At 59.7% G+C, this 17,063-nt stretch carries 14 protein-coding genes; 3 read left to right on the top strand and 11 right to left on the bottom strand.

Going from position 1 to position 17,063, the window contains the following annotated elements:
• The first annotated feature begins 7 nt into the window (after positions 1-7).
• Both ACQK2Q_RS02930 and ACQK2Q_RS02925 read left to right on the top strand, forming a co-directional pair.
• Positions 8-844: a type IV toxin-antitoxin system AbiEi family antitoxin domain-containing protein gene (locus ACQK2Q_RS02930; protein WP_425408257.1), complete on the top strand. Its 837-nt coding sequence runs from the start codon at positions 8-10 to the stop codon at positions 842-844.
• Entirely contained in the window at positions 834-1,754 is a 921-nt protein-coding gene (locus ACQK2Q_RS02925) for a nucleotidyl transferase AbiEii/AbiGii toxin family protein (protein ID WP_425408256.1), read from the top strand. Before ACQK2Q_RS02930 ends, ACQK2Q_RS02925 begins: the two co-directional genes overlap by 11 nt.
• A 4-nt stretch (positions 1,755-1,758) precedes the next feature.
• Here the strand turns inward: ACQK2Q_RS02925 and ACQK2Q_RS02920 are convergent, their stop codons facing one another.
• The 8 genes from ACQK2Q_RS02920 to ACQK2Q_RS02885 all read right to left on the bottom strand — a co-directional run bounded on the left by ACQK2Q_RS02920 (position 1,759) and on the right by ACQK2Q_RS02885 (position 10,481).
• Positions 1,759-2,661 carry a cation diffusion facilitator family transporter gene (locus tag ACQK2Q_RS02920; RefSeq protein ID WP_425408255.1) on the bottom strand — a complete coding sequence of 301 codons (903 nt, stop codon included), beginning with the start codon at positions 2,659-2,661 and terminating at the stop codon, positions 1,759-1,761.
• A gap of 237 nt (positions 2,662-2,898) precedes the next feature.
• Positions 2,899-3,207: a P-II family nitrogen regulator gene (locus ACQK2Q_RS02915; RefSeq protein WP_274493828.1), complete on the bottom strand. Its 309-nt coding sequence runs from the start codon at positions 3,205-3,207 to the stop codon at positions 2,899-2,901.
• A 13-nt stretch (positions 3,208-3,220) separates the two neighbouring features.
• Positions 3,221-6,376: an efflux RND transporter permease subunit gene (locus ACQK2Q_RS02910; RefSeq protein ID WP_425408254.1), complete on the bottom strand. Its 3,156-nt coding sequence runs from the start codon at positions 6,374-6,376 to the stop codon at positions 3,221-3,223.
• A gap of 11 nt (positions 6,377-6,387) precedes the next feature.
• Positions 6,388-7,554: an efflux RND transporter periplasmic adaptor subunit gene (locus ACQK2Q_RS02905; RefSeq protein WP_425408253.1), complete on the bottom strand. Its 1,167-nt coding sequence runs from the start codon at positions 7,552-7,554 to the stop codon at positions 6,388-6,390.
• A complete protein-coding gene (locus ACQK2Q_RS02900) occupies positions 7,554-8,789 on the bottom strand; it encodes a TolC family protein (protein WP_425408252.1) in 1,236 nt (411 codons plus the stop codon). Before ACQK2Q_RS02900 ends, ACQK2Q_RS02905 begins: the two co-directional genes overlap by 1 nt.
• A gap of 58 nt (positions 8,790-8,847) precedes the next feature.
• A complete protein-coding gene (locus tag ACQK2Q_RS02895) occupies positions 8,848-9,204 on the bottom strand; it encodes a hypothetical protein (RefSeq protein ID WP_425408251.1) in 357 nt (118 codons plus the stop codon).
• Positions 9,205-9,255: 51 nt separating this feature from the next.
• Complete coding sequence (locus tag ACQK2Q_RS02890) at positions 9,256-9,828, bottom strand: methyltransferase family protein (protein WP_425408250.1); 573 nt, start codon at positions 9,826-9,828, stop codon at positions 9,256-9,258.
• Positions 9,829-9,830: 2 nt separating this feature from the next.
• Positions 9,831-10,481 (bottom strand): cation transporter, encoded by a 651-nt coding sequence (locus ACQK2Q_RS02885; protein ID WP_425408249.1) that lies wholly within the window; start codon positions 10,479-10,481, stop codon positions 9,831-9,833.
• 70 nt (positions 10,482-10,551) lie between these two features.
• Between ACQK2Q_RS02885 and ACQK2Q_RS02880 the strand changes: the two genes are divergently transcribed.
• Positions 10,552-10,986: a MerR family transcriptional regulator gene (locus tag ACQK2Q_RS02880; protein WP_379881079.1), complete on the top strand. Its 435-nt coding sequence runs from the start codon at positions 10,552-10,554 to the stop codon at positions 10,984-10,986.
• Positions 10,987-11,022: 36 nt separating this feature from the next.
• Here ACQK2Q_RS02880 and ACQK2Q_RS02875 read toward each other — a convergent pair whose 3' ends face one another.
• The 3 genes from ACQK2Q_RS02875 to ACQK2Q_RS02865 are packed head-to-tail and all read right to left on the bottom strand — an operon-like array spanning position 11,023 to position 16,975.
• The gene (locus ACQK2Q_RS02875; protein ID WP_425408248.1) at positions 11,023-14,193 is read right to left on the bottom strand and encodes an efflux RND transporter permease subunit; all 3,171 of its coding nucleotides are present in this window, start codon (positions 14,191-14,193) and stop codon (positions 11,023-11,025) included.
• On the bottom strand, positions 14,190-15,734 hold the full coding sequence (locus ACQK2Q_RS02870) for an efflux RND transporter periplasmic adaptor subunit (protein WP_425408247.1): 1,545 nt from the start codon (positions 15,732-15,734) through the stop codon (positions 14,190-14,192). Before ACQK2Q_RS02870 ends, ACQK2Q_RS02875 begins: the two co-directional genes overlap by 4 nt.
• Positions 15,731-16,975, bottom strand: coding sequence for a TolC family protein (locus tag ACQK2Q_RS02865; RefSeq protein WP_425408246.1), 1,245 nt, complete (start codon positions 16,973-16,975; stop codon positions 15,731-15,733). The genes ACQK2Q_RS02870 and ACQK2Q_RS02865 overlap by 4 nt, the downstream gene beginning before the upstream one ends.
• Between the last annotated feature and the right edge of the window lie 88 nt (positions 16,976-17,063).

Below are 17,063 nucleotides of genomic sequence, written 5' to 3'. Positions count from 1 at the left end.
ATTGGCTATGACCCAACAACGTCAGGAACGATTAAAGCCCCTGCTCGACGACCTGCCGCCCGGCTATGTCGCCGACGCCGCTTGGCTGACCGCGCGCGGCATCGACCGCAAATCGATCCTGCAATATGAGCAGCGCGGTTGGCTCGAAAAGCTCGCCCGGGGCGTTTACCGCCGGCCTGACATACACCGCGACGGTAGCGGCCGCGACTGGCGCCGCCTCGTTCTCTCCCTGCAACGGATAATGGATTACGAAGTCCATGTGGGCGGACGCACCGCTCTGTCGCTCCACGGCTTCGATCATTATCTCACCCTCGGCGACGCGCCGCGGCGGGTATATCTTTACGGCGACGCGCCGTCCTGGCTCGCGCGGCTGCCAAACGCCGACCTGTTTGAAACCCGAAGCCTCGCGCTCTTCAGCGGCGCCATGACCGGCCTTGACGGCAAAGACGACGAAAAACAATCATCCCCGCCGCACCGACGATTGAACGATCTCGTCGTCTCAACGCCGGAACGGGCGATCCTCGAACTTCTGAACGAACTGCCGGCGAACGAAAGTTTTCACAATGCCGACATGCTGTTTGAAAGCCTCGTCAATCTGCGCCCGCGGCTTCTCGAAAGCCTGCTTAAGGAATGCCGCAGCGTGAAAGTAAAGCGCCTATTCTTCGTCTTCGCCGATCAACACGACCACGTTTGGAGACAATATCTGGACCCGGAGGATTTCGATCTCGGATCGGGCCCGCGCGCGCTCGTAGACGGCGGACAACTGCATCCGCGCTACGACATCACCGTACCGCCAGAGCTGATAGACGGTAAGGAAAGCGATGAGTCCGACGATGGCCCGTGAAAGTTATCTCGCGCAGGTGCGGCTCTTGATGCGCCTCCTGCCCGTCGTCTCGACCGAATCCGCCTTCGCCCTCAAGGGCGGCACGGCGATCAATCTATTCTATCGCGACATGCCGCGCCTCTCCGTTGATGTCGATCTCGCCTATCTGCCCATTGAAGATCGCGCAACTTCGTTGAAAGCGATCGACGACGCTTTCAATCGGCTCACGACGCAGATCAGCAAACTTCCGGGCGTAACCGCAAAGCGCATCGCCGGCGGCGGCGCCGGCGATACACGCTTACTCGCAAGCGCAGACGGCGTTACAGTCAAAATTGAAACTTCACCCGTGATGCGTGGCGTCATTGGCGAACCGCGACTGATGCGCACCACCGACGCTGTCGAGGACGCCTTCGGATTTGTTGCAACAAATGTTCTGGCGTTCGATGATCTTTACGCGGGAAAACTGCACGCGGCGCTTGAACGCCAGCACCCGCGGGATTTGTTCGACGTCAAACTTCTTTATGAAAACGAAGGCCTCACGGACAATCTCTTCCGCGTTTTTCTCGTCTACGCCGCCTGCTCCAGCCGCCCCATGCATGAACTGCTCGCCCCTAATGAAAGGGAGATTGCTGAGGACTTCGCGCGCGAGTTCGCCGGCATGACGGCTGAACCGGTCAATATCGACGCTCTTCTCTCCGCGCGAAAACGGCTGATCGGCGACATCCAGACGCGACTCAATGGAAACGCCGCCGAACTCCTGCGCACGCTGCAAGCGGGCGAACCTGATTTCACGCTTATCGGATTGCCGCAAGCGGGTGACCTGCCGGCGATAAAATGGAAAATTCTAAACTTGAAAAAGTTGATGGCGGAAAACCCGGATAAGCATCGGGCTCAAAGCGAACTACTCGACAAAGTTCTGAGCCAATCATAGGTTATCAGGTGAAATTCACTGCGACGCAGTCAACGTCATTGCGTTTTATTTCCACGGTCGCATGATCGACGCTGAAATTCTTTCGTAAATAGTCTTTAATTTCCCGCCGTATGTTGTCCATATCTGTGTCGCCCGCCGTCACGACCTCCATGGTGATCATCGGACGCTCCTCGGTAATGGACCACGCATGGATGTGATCGACGCGCTCAACGCCTGAAACTTCGCGGGTCAACGCCGCGGCGATTTCGCGCCGGTCAAGGTGTTCAGGCGCGCCTTCGAGAAGGATATGCGCGCTTTCCTTCACGATGCGCCACGCAGCCCGCAGGATGATAAGGGCGACGAATACGGAAAGGAGCGGATCCGCTGGCGTCCAGCCCGTCGTCATAATGATGATCGACGCAATGATAGCGCCTACCGACCCCAAAAGATCGCCCATGACGTGAAGCGTCGCAGCGCGGACATTCAGATTGCCCTTCTCTCCGCGAGACAGGATCCAGAATGCCGCGATATTGACGGCGAGGCCGGCTAAGGCGACCCAGAACATCAGCCCGCCAAGAACCTCCCCCGGGTCACGAAGCCGATTGTAGGCTTCCCAGCAAATCCAAACCGCGATCAGAAACAAAGCGAGCCCATTGACGAAAGCCGCAAGCACAGAAAACCGGTCAAAGCCGTAGCTTCGCTTCCAGGTGGCGGGTCTGCGTGCGATGCGCAACGCGAGCCAGGCGAGAGCCAATGACGCAAAATCGGTGAGCATGTGGCCGGCGTCAGCGAGCAAGGCAAGCGAGCCGGAAATAAGTCCGCCGGCGATTTCCGCAAGCATGAACCCGCCAGTCAAAATGACGGCAAGCGCAAGTTTCTTCTCGTTGCCGCCTCCTGCGGCATGAGAATGATTATGGCTTTGACTCATCAAAAATGCCCTCACCGGGTAAATTGGAAATCCTGCAGCGCGGCCAGGTGTTTCGTAGCGATACTACTATGAACACCGAATGCAGCTGTATGTTGCAAGCGGAGCCGCCGGGTTAGGGGGACGAACCCGGCGGCTCCTCTGGTTACGCCGGACGACTACGCGCGCAGGAAGTTAGCGCTATCGCCCGCTCGCAATTCGAAATGACAAGGACGAACTGCGAGACCAGATACAAGTGACTTAGATCGGAATAGCGGCCGTGATCTTGCTCACATAAATGAATCCCGATTCCTCCATATCGGTTTTCCCGTTAGCGCGTATCAGATCGGCGGCTTCGGAGAGCCGGTCGTCTTCGCAGACAAGCTCCAGCTTCACCTCGGTGATCACGCGATCGCCAAGCTCGGTTGAATATTGCTGTTCTTTTTCGTCGAGCGCTTTGACCATGCCTTTGACATCGACGGCGGTCATGTTCGTGAAACCGCCCTTGCGCAAGGCGCGAACGACGCTCGCCGCCCGGCTACGATGAATGAACGCCTTGATCTCAATCATGATGCGCTTCCTTTCATTCGGCTGCTTTTGCATGCGCGTCGGCGAGGTCGAGATCGCCCCGAGACGGCGCCGGCTCAGATTTCCGGCCGCGCGTTTCCATCCACTCATAGATGACCGGCAGGAGAATCAGCGTCAGCGCTGTCGACGTCAGCAAACCGCCGACGACGACAGAGGCCAGAGGCCTTTGCGTCTCGGCCCCGACGCCGGTTGACAAGAGCATCGGTATAAGGCCGAGAATAGCGACGCTCGCCGTCATCAGCACGGGCCGCAAGCGCAGTTCGGTGCCGCGCCGAACGGCGTCGCGAACACTGAAGCCGGCGTCGCGCTGTTCGTTGATGAAACTGACCAGAACGATGCCGTTCAACATGGCGACGCCGAAGACGGCGATGAAGCCGATCGCCGACGGCACGGACAGATATTGTCCGGTGACGAAGAGCGCGAAGAGCCCGCCGCTGGCTGCAAAGGGGACGTTTGCGATAATCAGCGCGGCGTATTTCACCGAGTTGAATGCGGTGTAGAGCAGCACGAAGATGAAAAAGATCGTCGCCGGAACAATCAACGAGAGTTTCGCAAGCGCGCGCTGCTGGTTTTCAAAGGCGCCGCCCCATTCGATCCAGTAGCCCGGCGGCAAATCCACATTCGCCGCGATGACGTCGTTGGCGTCCTTGACAAAGCCGTCGACATCGCGCCCGCGCACATCCATCTGGATGACGGCGTAGCGCTGCAACTGTTCGCGGCGGACGAAGGAATAGCCTTCCGCCGACGTGACCGTTGCAACCCGTCCGAGCGGAATGATCGCGCCGTCCGCCGTCTGTAGTGGAATATTGCGGATCGATTCCATGGACGCTTTCGATGCATCTTGAAGACGCGCCGTAATGTCGAATCGCCGGACGCCGTCAATGAGCGTGCCTACCGGTTCAGCGCCGATGCCAGTCCGCACGACATTGAGAACGTCGTCAGCATTCATGCCGTAGCGCGCGAGTTCAGCGCGATCGACCTGAATGCGGATTTGCGGCTTGCCGATATTGGCTTCGAGAGAAAGATCAGCCGCGCCCGGCACGCCGGATATCGCCTCCTTAATTTCTTGGCTAAGCCGGTCGAGTTCGCCAAGATCCTGACCGTAGATTTTGGCGGCCAGCGTCGCACGCACGCCGGAGATCAACTCCTCAACGCGCATCTGAATCGGCTGCGTGAAGGCGACGACCGATGTCGGCACGGTTTCTTCAAGCTTTTCGCGCATGTCATCGGCGAGCGATGCGACCGACCGCTTGCGCGGCCATTCGCTTTGCGGTTTCAAGGCCGTGTAGATTTCCATGTAGTTGACGTCGGCGGTTTCGCCTTTTTCGGCCCGGCCGATCATGGCGATGGTGGTTTCTACCTCGGGAAACTCGCCAAGTGCGTGTTCGATCTCCTTCGAAATCTCGATCGACTGATCGAGCGACGTCGATGGGATTGACGTCACCCGCCACATGATCGAGCCTTCCTGCAATTGCGGCATGAATTCCTTGCCGAGGAAGGGAAAGAGCGCGAGGCTGGCGACAAGGAGGCCGCCGGCGGCAAGTCCTACTTTGCGCTTGTTGTCGAGTGACCAGGCGATCAGGGGCAGATAACCGCGCTTGACGATGCGCATCAGCATGGTGTCGCGCTCTTCCTTGGGCTTCAGGATCATCGCCGCCAGAACCGGAATGATGGTCAGCGTCAGGATTAAAGAACCGGCCATGGCGAAGCTGATATTAAACGCCATGGGTTTGAAGAGTTTGCCTTCGAGCCCTTCAAGGCTGAACAAAGGCAAAAAGACGACGATGATGATCATGATTGCGAACGCGATCGGATTTGCGACTTCCCGCGCGGCCTGCAGAACAGCGGCGGTGCGGTTGACCTCGCCGCCCTCTTCCTTGCGTTCCGCCATGATCCGAAACGAGTTTTCGACCATGACGACGGCGCCGTCGACCATCATGCCGATGCCGATGGCGAGACCCGCCAGCGACATGAGATTAGCCGAGAGGCCCGCCTGGCCCATGAAAATAAAGGCGATCAGCATGGCGAGCGGCAGCGCCGTGATCACGACCAGCGCGGAGCGGATTTCGCCGAGAAACAGAAACAGCACGATGGCGACGAGAATCGACCCTTCAATGAGGGCTTTCTCCGCTGTGCCAACTGCCTTTTCCACAAGCTCGGTGCGGTCGTAAATCGGTTTGATGACGACGCCTTCGGGCAGCGCGCCCTCGACCGTCTCGACCTTTTCTTTCACCGCGTCGACGACATTCTTGGCGTTCTCGCCGATGCGCGCGAGCGCCATGCCGAGTACGACCTCTTCGCCATCGCGGGTGACCGCGCCGAAGCGCAGCGCCGGAGCCTGTTCGACTTTCGCAACATCGCGAACATAGACGGGGGCGCCGTCATTCACCTTGACGACGATATTGCCGATATCGGTTTCGTCCCGGACGAGACCCAGGCCGCGAACGAGATATTGCTCCGGCCCCTGATCGATATATTGCCCGCCGACCTGCCGGTTATTCGCGTCAAGCGCTTCGACGACATCGGAAAACCCGAGCTCATATTTGATGAGTTGCAAAGGGTCGATCTGAACCTGGAACTGGCGCTCCTGCCCGCCCCAGGACATTACGTCGTCGACGCCGGCGGCCGTGCGCAGGATGAGGCGCACGTTCCAGTCCTGCAGCGTTCTCAAATCCATATCGCTGATGTCGCCCTTAAGGGACTCGTCAGCGCGTTCGAGCGTGTACCAGAAGACCTGTCCGAGGCCGGAAGCGTTCGGACCCATTTCCGGCGAGCCGTAGCCTTCCGGTATCCGGTCGCGAACTTCTGCAAGCCGCTCCATGACGAGACGGCGCGCGAAATAGATATCGACGCTGTCCTTGAAGTAGACGGCGACATAGGAAAGGCCGAAGAGACTGACCGAACGGATTTCCGATACGTCGGGAAGTCCGGCCATCGCAGACTCCACGGGAAATGTCAGCAATTGCTCGACATCTTCGGCGGCGAGCCCCGGCGATTCCGTGTAGATGTTGACCTGCACGGGCGTGACGTCCGGGAAGGCGTCGATGGGAACCGTTGTGACGGCGCGCCAGCCGAGAAAGCCGACGACGGCGAAGATGATGAGCACCAGGAATTTATACTGGAGCGAGAATTCAACGAGTTTATTCAACATGGTTCACGCTCCTAATGCCCGTGGCCTTCGCCCATTTTCGTCTTTTGAATGAGCGATTTGAGGAGAAAGGTTTGTTCAGTGACGATCTCATCGCCTGCCGAGACGCCAGACGCGATTTCGATCCATCCGCCGCTGGCGGTCCCGGTTTCAACACTGACGGGTTCGATCTCATCGCCTTCGATACGGAAGACGGTCGGCGCGCCGTCCATCAGGACGACCGCGCGTTCCGGCAACGCCAGCATTTCATCGCCGGCGCCGGCGGCGATTGCTGCATCGACGAATTGACCGGCGTGAAAATCATCGTCTTCATTGCCGATCTCGACGCGAGCCATCAACGTGCGCGTCGTTTCATCAAGCGCGTGCTGGAGCTGAATGACCTCGCCTTCTTCCCAGTGTCCCGCGCTGGACTTTACGCGCGCGGATGCGCCGACGGCTATTCTTTGCGCCTGTTCGGCGGTCAGCCGCGCTTCAACCCAGACCGTCGATTCGTCGCTGATTTCGACCAGCACCCGGCCGGGATCGACAAACTCTCCCAGGGTGAAATCGTCGCGCACGACTGTGCCGGACTGAGGAGCGAACAGAACGAAGCGACCTGTCGCCTTGCTGGCGTCGCCGGTTTTCAGAAGCGCGGCGACTTCCTGTTCCGCCATGCCGAATGAGAGGAGTTTGGCATGGGCCTGCTGGCGCGCGACTTCCGCCTCAACGTAACGTTTTTCAGAAACGACGTCCCGGCCGAGATTTCGGACGCGGCGCCATTCTTTGTCGTTGATGATGAGCGCGCCTTGCGCTTCGGCCATTTCGACGCTGGAAAGCGTGACCAGCGGCGCGCCTTCTTCGACTTTCTCTCCGCGCACGATATGTCGCTCGACAATCTGCGCGCTGATGCGCGGCGCGACCTGCGCTGTCTTGTAGCGATTCGCCGTCACCTCGCCCGGCGCAATGAACTCGCCGGTCAGTTTTCGCTTGCCGAGCGCAATGGACTTGATCCCCTTGGCGCTCCGCTCCGCCGCCGTCATTTCGATATGACCGCCGCCTTCTTCGCCGTGCCCCTCTTCCGACTGCTCGGCTGAAGCTGGCTTTTGTTCAGCATCCGATGCGCCGCAGCTTGCGACTGTCAGCGCCCCGAGGGCGATGACCGCTAATCCAAGGCCAGAATTCAGTTTTCGAAAGTTACGCATCACAGAGTCTCCATCCATTCATTGAGCGTCCCTGACGCATCGAGCCAATCGATCCAGGCGCGCCATAAAGACCCTTGAAGTTCAATTCCTGCGCGTTCCGCGCTGTAGGTTTGATCGAGCTGCACGAGATATTCGACCGCCGTGATGTCGCCCGACCGCCATAGTTGATCGAGCACGCGGCGTTGCTCGCCAAGCACATCCGACCCGTCGCGCATCCACGCGCGCCACGTCCCCGCCGCGACGGCGAAGCGTCCGTTGGCTTCGACGAGCCGTGCTTCGGCATTGCGCAGCTGATTGCGAATCGCTTGCTCGGCGGCGATGCGTTCGGCGCGCGCCTCGTCGACTTCCGCCTGTCCGGACGCAAAAACCGGAATGGGTACGGACAATCGGACGCCGGCGAAATCGGCGTCTCCTTCGCGTCCATAGGCGGCGCCGATAGTCGGATCGGGAATGCGCGCTTTTTTCGCAAAACGGATTTCGGCCGACAGCGCGTCGGCGCGCGCTTCCGCCGCGCGCAGTTCAGGCAAGCGGCGGACCAGCGTCATATCGAGCGGCGGCGCCGCCGCCGGCGGGTCAGGAAGAACCGGCCAGGCCGGCATGACTTCGCCCACAAGCGCCGTCAAAGCTTGTCGCGCTTCGGAGAACTCGCTCCGGGCGGTCGTTTGCTCGGCGATCGCCTGGGAAAAGCTCAGCTGCGCAGCAAGACGCTCCGATTTCGACAGATCACCGGCTTCCGCGCGGCGGTCAGCAATCGAAGAAAACTCGCGCGCGACGTCGGCGCGCTCGGCCGCCAGATCGGAAAGGCGTTTGCTGGCCTGGTAATCCGCCAGCGCGGTCAGGAGATCGGCGAAAAGCGCACGCTTTTCCGCTTCAAACGTAAAGCTTGCGGCGTCGACGGCGCTGCGCGCGCCCTTCGCCCGCGTCGCGCGCTTGTTGGTGATGTCGAAGGCTTTCGACAGACCGATAGCGCGCGTGTCGTTCGCTGGATCCTCGCTGTCCGAAAATTCGCCCTCGAATTCGGGATTGTAGAGCGGCCGCGAATTGGCGCGCCCGCGCGCTTCAGCCGCATCGAGCTCGGCGCGCGCTTCTTCGAGCCTTGGATGATTGCGTGCGGCGTCTTCAAGAAATTGCCCTAGCGTCAGCCCAGGCTCAGCAGCGTTCTCCTGCGCGGACGCAGCGCCGAGCCCCCACGCCGCAAAAGCGGCGAGCGCAAGCCCGCATATTCTGATGGTCATTGGTCATTGTCCTCTTGGAATCAAAATTACTGATGGGCGCGCAGTGGCGCGCGATCAGTCAGATTCGCGGAGGACGGAATAATGAGGAAAGAGAAGCCTGGGGGACGACACCGTTTTCCGGCGCTCTGATCTTGCTTGCAAAGAGCAGCAGGGACGCTGGCTCCAATGAGGCGCGAGACAGGGCGTGAAAATGACATGCGCCGGAATGACAATGCGCGGCGTGCTCCGGATGGATGGAACCTTCGTCAGCCGGCTCGCCTTGTGTCGCGGCGCGCTCTTCGCCCGCGTCGTGTTGCGTCGCATGATGGATGTCTTCTTCCGCCGCGTGCGCAGGCGCGACGATGCCAACCGCGCCCCATAGCGCAATCAACAATACCGCAATGGCGCGGTGCATATGTCGAATGGATGACATCATCTCAAATGCGTCCTACTGTAAAACTCCTGACAAATCATTATAATTTTTCGTTTACATCGTTGCGCCGACCGGATGGCGGCCTGACATATCGCGCGGTCCGCCGAAATACGACTCATAGGCTTTTCCAAAGGCCGCCCGAAGATGCGGCTCTTCGACCGATACAATATAACAATGAATGAAGAGCGCGAATGACAGGGTGAGCACGAACGCCCAAACCGAAAGCGCGGCCAATGACACTCCACCCAGGAACAAGCCGTATCCGACATATTGCGGGTTGCGCGACCAGCGGTAAACGCCCCGGTCAATAAGTTCGTCTTCCTTGAGGCCATAGACTCTCGAAAAATCCGCATAGGCGCTCCGGCCCAGATAAATCAGCGCAGCCCCGGCAATCGCAAAAAATCCGCCAGCCGCGCTCGTCAAAATACTTGGGGCGCCAAGCGAACCCCGATCGAACCACGCGATTGCGAGCAGTAACAAAGCATTGCCGTGCATGGCGGCGCCGGTCGAGACCGCCATCGGTATGCTGACGCGACCGCGTTTCGAAAAGTCCCGTTTAACCAGCATCGCCATCGGTATGGAAAGCGAAGCATTGGCCGCCGCCAATATGAGTAACGCCCGCACCATGCTCAAACACGCCCCTCGGCCAGGTTCAGCGACGCGCGGCGTTCTTTCATCGACTGCGCAATAATCGAGCAAGCTGATCTTGCGAACAGGCTCGCAAGCAATGCCGCCACAATCAAATCAGGCCAAAACGATCCGGTCAGCCACACGGCGGCGCCGGCGGCGATCACGGCGACATTGCCGATGGCGTCGTTGCGCGAGCACAGCCAGACGGAGCGGACATTTGAGTCGCCGTCCCGCCAGCGAAGGAGAATGAAAACGCTGGCGACATTGGCAGCGAGCGCAGCAAACCCGATGCCGCTCATCACCGGCGCAACAGGAGAAGCGTCGCCGAACGCGCTCGCAACCGTGGTGGTCAGGACAAACAGCGCCATCAAGCCAAGACTGGCTCCTTTAATGAGCGCCGCCGTTGCGCGCGTGCGCAGCGCCGCGCCGATAACCGCGAAGCTCAAGGCGTAGGTCGCGGTATCGCCCGCGAAATCGAGAGCGTCGGCTTTCAGCGCCTGTGAACTCCCAAGATAGCCAGCCGACATTTCCACCAAAAACATTACGGCGTTGATCGCAATCACCGCGATCAGCGCCCGCTTATATGCGGGCGACCGGCCGTCGAATTGATCGGCGTCAATTTGATTGTCCTCGCACGCGCATCCGGCCATCCCGGCTCTCCATTGCTTTGCCGCTGGGCCTAACCTAATGTCTACAGCAACTGTAGGTTCAAGAGGAAAAATGCCGAAATCCGAAAAAATTCCCGTGACTATAGGCCGGCTGGCGAAAGCCTCGGACGTCAAGGTCACGACGATCCGCTATTATGAGAGCATCGGCCTTATCGATCCGCCGGATCGGTCCGAAGGCGGCCAGCGGATTTATGACGCCAAAGCCGTCGAACGCATGCGCTTTATCCGCCATGCCCGCGATCTCGGCTTTCCGTTGGAGGCGATCCGTGAGCTGATCGCCCTCTCCAGAAATGAGAACCGGTCCTGCGCGGACGTTGATGAAATCGCGCGCCGTCACGCCGAAGATGTCAGACAACGCATCAAGAGGTTGAAATCGCTCGAACGCGAGCTCAATCGGATGATCAAGGAATGCAGCGTCGACAAAATTTCAGACTGCCGCGTGATTGAAATTCTCTCCAATCACACGCTCTGTGCGCATGAGCATTAAGGCGCGACCATAATCTATTTGCTCGCCCAAACGAATTTATTCGGCTGGCGCTAAACCGCGCGGGAGCGACGACGCTTTTGATGAAGCCGTCAACGCCCGTCGATTCCACAGAAAGTAAACCGCCGGGATGACGACAAGGGCGAGCACGGTCGCGCTGACGATGCCGCCGATCATCGGGGCCGCGATGCGGCGCATGACTTCCCCGCCAGCGCCGTGGCCGTACATGATCGGCAGGAGACCTGCGAAGATGACCGCGAAGGTCATCATGATCGGCCGCAGTCGCCGCAGCGCGCCCTTGGCGATAGCGTCAGCAAAATGCGCCTCATCAAGCGGCGCGCCTTCCTCGCGCGCCGTCGCATTCGCCGCCGCGACTTCCTGCTTAAGATACATGATCATCAATACGCCGATTTCGACGGCGACGCCGGCGAGCGCGATGAACCCGACGGCGACGGCGACGGACATGTTGAAACCAAGTAAGAACATCAGCCATAGCCCGCCGACGAGGGCGAAGGGCAACGTTCCCAGAATGATCACAACATCCGAGACATTTCTGAAATTCAAGAACAAGAGCAGCATGATGATCAGCAGCATGCCGGGCCCGACATAGGCGAAGCGTTCCTTGGCGCGCTGCATGTATTCGTACTGTCCGGACCAGGAGATGGAATAGCCCGCCGGCAAGTCCACGTTTTCAGCAACCACATTCCGGGCCTCCTCGACATAGGAGCCGATGTCCCGCCCGGCGATGTCCACATAGATCCAGCCGTTAAGCCGCGCATTCTCGCTGCGGATGATCGCCGGTCCTTCATTGATGCGGATGTCGGCGATGCGGCCGAGCGGAATCTCCGCGCCCGACGCTGTGACGATCGGCAATTCGCGCAAACGCGCTGGCGAATCGCGCACATCGCGCGGATATCTGAGATTGATCGGATAGCGTTCAAGACCTTCGACGCTCTGCCCGATGGTCATGCCGCCGATCGCGGTGCGCACGATATCCTGGACATCGGCGATATTGAGACCGAAACGCGCCGCCGCTTCGCGATTGATATCAACATCGATGAACCGCCCGCCGGTCACGCGCTCTGCGTAAACTGACGCCGTGCCGTCGATGCCCTGCAGTACGTTCTCGATGTCGCGCCCAACCTCTGCGATGACGTTGAGATCAGGTCCGGCGACCTTGACGCCGACCGGCGTCTTGATCCCGGTCGCCAGCATGTCGAGCCGGTTCTTGATCGGCATGATCCAGACATTGGTCAGGCTCGGCACATCGACGAGCGAATTCAATTCGGCCTTGAGCGAGTCCATGGTGACGCCGGGACGCCATTCGTCGCGCGGTTTCAACTGGATCGTGGTCTCGATCATCGGCAGTGGCGCGGGATCGGTCGCCGTCTCCGCCCTGCCCGCCTTGCCATAAACGGTCTCAACTTCGGGAATGGTCTTGATCAGCTTGTTCGTTTGCTGAACGACCTGGGTGACTTTTCCAGCGGAGATGCCCGGATAGGCGCTCGGCATATACAGCAGATCGCCTTCATCGAGATCAGGCATGAACTCGCCGCCGATGAGGCTCGCCGGGATCGCCATGCTCGCCATCAACAAGGCGGCGGCGCCGATGGTCGCCCAGGGGCGGCGCAGCGCCAGCCCGATAATTGGTCGATATCCACGCATGAGCAGAAGATTGACCGGGTTTTTATGCTCCGGGGCGATGCGGCCACGGACCAGCAACCCGATCAGCACCGGTACGAGGGTCACTGACAGGATCGTCGCCGCCGCCATGGCGTAGGTTTTGGTAAAAGCGAGCGGCGAGAACAACCGTCCCTCCTGCGCTTGCAGCGCGAAGATCGGCGTAAAGCTCAGCGTAATAATGAGGAGAGAGAAGAAGAGCGGCGGTCCGACTTCGACGCAAGCGTCGGCGATCAATCGCCAGCGCGCAGCGCCTTTAACCTCGCCGTTCTCTTCCAGTTTCTTGTGAACGTTCTCTATCATGACAATTGTCGCGTCGACCATGGCGCCGATGGCGATCGCGATGCCGCCGAGCGACATGATGTTGGCGGTGATGCCCTGCGCGTTCATGACGATAAACGCCGCAAGCACGCCGAGCGGCAGACTGATGACGACGACGAGCGCGGACCGCAAATGATAAAGAAACAGCGCGCAGACCAGAGCGACAATGATGAATTCTTCGAGCAGTTTGCCCTGCAATGTCTCAACGGCGCGTTCGATCAGCTTTGAACGGTCATAGGTCGTTACCAGTTCAACGCCTTCCGGCAAACCCGCCTTCAAGGTTTCGAGTTTCTTTTTGACGCGCTTGATTGTCGCTTCGGCGTTGCCGCCGGCGCGCATGATGATGACGCCGCCAACCGCTTCGCCTTCGCCATTGAGTTCGCCGACGCCGCGGCGCAGCTCGGGACCGAGCCTCACTTCCGCTACATCGCGAAGCAGGATCGGCGTACCGGCGTCGTTCACCCGCAGCGGTATGCGTTCAAGATCGCCGATGGATTCCACATAGCCGCCGGCGCGGACGATATATTCCGCCTCCGCCATTTCGACAACGCGCCCGCCGGACTCCATATTGCCGCGTTCGATGGCGCGGCGGACCTCAGCTAATGGTATGCCGAAGGAACGCAACCGGTTCGGATCAACGACCACCTGATATTGCTTGACCATGCCGCCGATGGCGGCGACTTCCGAAACGCCTTCGACGGTCTGAAGCTCGTATTTCAGGAACCAGTCCTGCAACGACCGCAAATCGGCAAGATTGCGCCGCCCCGTTTTGTCAACGAGCGCATATTGATAGATCCAGCCGACGCCGGTGGCGTCCGGCCCCAATGCAGGCTTTGCCGCATCGGGCAATTGCGGCGCGACCTGGCTCAGATATTCGAGGACGCGCGAGCGCGCCCAGTAAAGATCGGTTCCATCTTCGAATATGATGTAAACGTAGGAATCGTTGAAGAAGGAATAGCCGCGCACGGTTTTCGCGCCGGGCACAGCGAGCATCGCTGTCGCCAACGGATAAGTCACCTGGTCTTCGACGACCTGCGGCGCCTGTCCCGGATAGCTGGTCTTGATGATGACCTGCACGTCAGAAAGATCGGGGATCGCGTCAAGCGGCGTCGACCGCAAGGAAATGACGCCGGCGACGCCTAGAAACAGCGCCCCGATGATGATGAGGAAACGGTTTTCTATCGAACCGCGGATAATTCGGGAGATCATTGCTCGTCTCCCATTTCGCCGTCTTTCGGCATCGGTTCGAGCATATCGAGTTCATAACCGGCTTCGGTTTCGCGGAAAGCAAAGCGTACGGGTTCGCCGGCTTTGACACTCATCAAGTCGATTTCGGGCGAAGCCTTGAACGCCATCACCATCGACGGCCAGCCGATTTCGGGGACGGGTTCATGATCGATGGTGACGCTCTTGGCGTCCATGTCGACGGAAACGACACGGCCTTCGGCGCCGACGGCATCACTCTCTTTCATGTCACCCGCCGGCATGTTCATGCTCGACATGGACATCCCGTCCATATCCATCGGCGCGTTCTCTTCTTTGTCGGGCGCCGCCATGCGCAATAATCCTGAATCGAGGCTCGCTTCGGAGTCGATCAGAAACTGGCTCTCGACGACAACGCGTTCGCCTTCCGCGAGACCTGCAATCACTTCGACTTTGCCGCCGCTTTCCATGCCGGTTTTGACTGCTGCCGGGCGAAAGCGTCCCTCGCCCAACGCAAGGATGACGCGATCGCCCCTGCTCGACCGGATCACCGCCGATTGCGGAACGGTCAGCACGTTTTGTTTGGGCTCGGCGCCGATTGTCACATTGGAGAACATGTTCGGCCGCAAGCGGTCGTCAGGATTGGGAAACCGCAAACGCACCTGCACCGTCCGCGTCATCTTTTCCGCGGTCGGATAGACATAGTCGACTACGCCTTCCCATGTTTCGCCGGGAAACGCCGGCAAGGTCATGACCGCGCGATCGCCGGCCGACACCCAGGCGGCCTCCGTGTCGAACACGTCGGCGATGATCCAGACATTCGAGAGGTCGGCGAGCCGCATGGCCATATCGCTGGGCTTGAGATACATGCCGTCGCGGGCGTTCAGCATGGTGACGACGCCGGACTGCGGCGCCTTCATCGCTACCAGGCGCATTTGCTTCCGAGTGCGCTTTAAATCTGCGATCTGATCGGCGCTCATGCCGAGCGCCGTCAGCCGTTCGCTCGCCGCCGCGATCAACGGCGCCCGCCCGATCTTCTGCGCCTGGATAAATTCCGACTGCGCCGCCACAAGCGACGGCGCGTACAGTTCGAAAAGAACATCGCCTGCATCTACTTTCTCACCAACGGTTTCAACGTGAAGTTTTTCAATCCAGCCTTCAGCGCGAACGTGAATGTCGGATCGCGCTTCCTCGTCGATCATGATCGAGCCGACCGTATTGATGTCGCGCACCATATCCTCCCGCATGACACGCTCCGTCTTGACGCCAATATTCTGAACGACGGCGGGGTTTATTTTCAGCGACGGTTGGCCGCCGCCGTTTTCTTCGCCTTCATAGACGGGAATGAGATCCATTCCCATCGGCGACTTGCCGGGCTTATCGCGCCGGTAGTTCGGGTCCATCGGCGCGACCCAATAGGCGATCTTGCGTTCGCCGCCGTCCGCCATATCCATTGATGAATGGCCGCCGCCTTGCCGCAACAGAAAGAATGCACCTGATACGCCAATTACGAGCAATAAAATAATGATCATGCGAGATTTGGTCATTGGTCGTCTCCTGCGAGATAGGAAAGCCGCGCCCACGCCTTGGCGCGTTCGACGCGCAGTTCGAGGCGTTTCAGCTGCGCATCGAGTTCGGCGAGCTGGCTGCGAATGAGTTCCGGAAAATCCGTTAGCCCGCCGCCATAGGCGGAAACCGAGGCGTCTGCCGTTTCATTGGCGCGCGTGATGACAGCGTCATCATAGAGCGCAACGCGACGATCCAATTGCGTCCAGTCGGCATAAGCGCGAACAAGGTCGCGCCTCAGATCGAGCAATGTCGTCGCGCGATCGAGTTCCGCGGCGGACTTGTCCTTCCGGGCCGCCGACAAGGCGCGGTCCTGACGCTTGCCCGTGAATATCGGGATCGTCAGGCTGACCCCGACGCTGGCGAAATCGGGCCGGTCGGCGCCGCGGGCGCCATATCCGCCTTCGATCGCCCAGGCCGGTTTGTAGGCTTGCTTTGCGAGTTCAACATCTGTTTCTTCAACGCCGATCATGGCGTCGCTCACTCGCACAATGGGATGACGAACGAGACGGGCTTCGATTTCATCAACGGTTCCGGGCGATGTGAACGCCGGCAAATTATCCGGTGAAGGGCGCGAAGCATTCGAGCCGATAAATCGGGAAAGCTCTCCTTCGGCGGTCGCGCGACGTTGTTGCAATTCGGCAAGCTTGTCATCGAGAAGCGAAAGCTCAAGTTCGGCGCGCAGCACATCCTGACTCGTCAGCTTGCCCTGCGCAAACGACGCGCTCAGCGCGTCGATGAGCTCGCTGACGGCGTTGCGGCTTTCCCCCACAAGCGATTCCGCTTTCGCTGCATGAAATTTATCGAGCCAGGCGAGCCGCACCGAGAACGCGACATTGCGCACCGTCGCCTCGCGGCGCATGCGTTCGATCTCCGCCTCGCCTTCGCGTTTTTCACGATTGAGCCGCAAGGTGCTCCCACGCGGTATTTCCTGACGCAACCCCACTTGCGCCTGCGTCATCGGTTCCCGGCCGAACGCGAATGTATCGGTTGGCACATTTGCGAGCGCAGTCCGCAAAGTCGGGTCCGGCAATTGCGAATCTGAAACCGCGCGATCTTCTTGCGCCGCCGCCCTTACCTCGAACCGAGCGTAGGCCGGATCTTCGGCCGTAACGGCGATCTCGACCGCTTCGCTCAACTCTAGCGTCTGACCGGCGGCGTGTGCATTCGCCAACGCCAGTCCAGCGATAGCCGCAGCCATCGCGCTAATAGTCTTCAGCATGATATTTCTCAAATCTGAGCACGTTCAACAACCGCCCCGCGCCTCAAAGGCGTGGAAACGGTGACGACGTCCGCACTAAATTGCGGGC

It is taken from the genome of Hyphococcus sp. (genome assembly GCF_965228385.1).
Lineage (GTDB): Bacteria > Pseudomonadota > Alphaproteobacteria > Caulobacterales > Parvularculaceae > Hyphococcus.
This window is presented reverse-complemented; position numbering and strand designations above follow the sequence as displayed.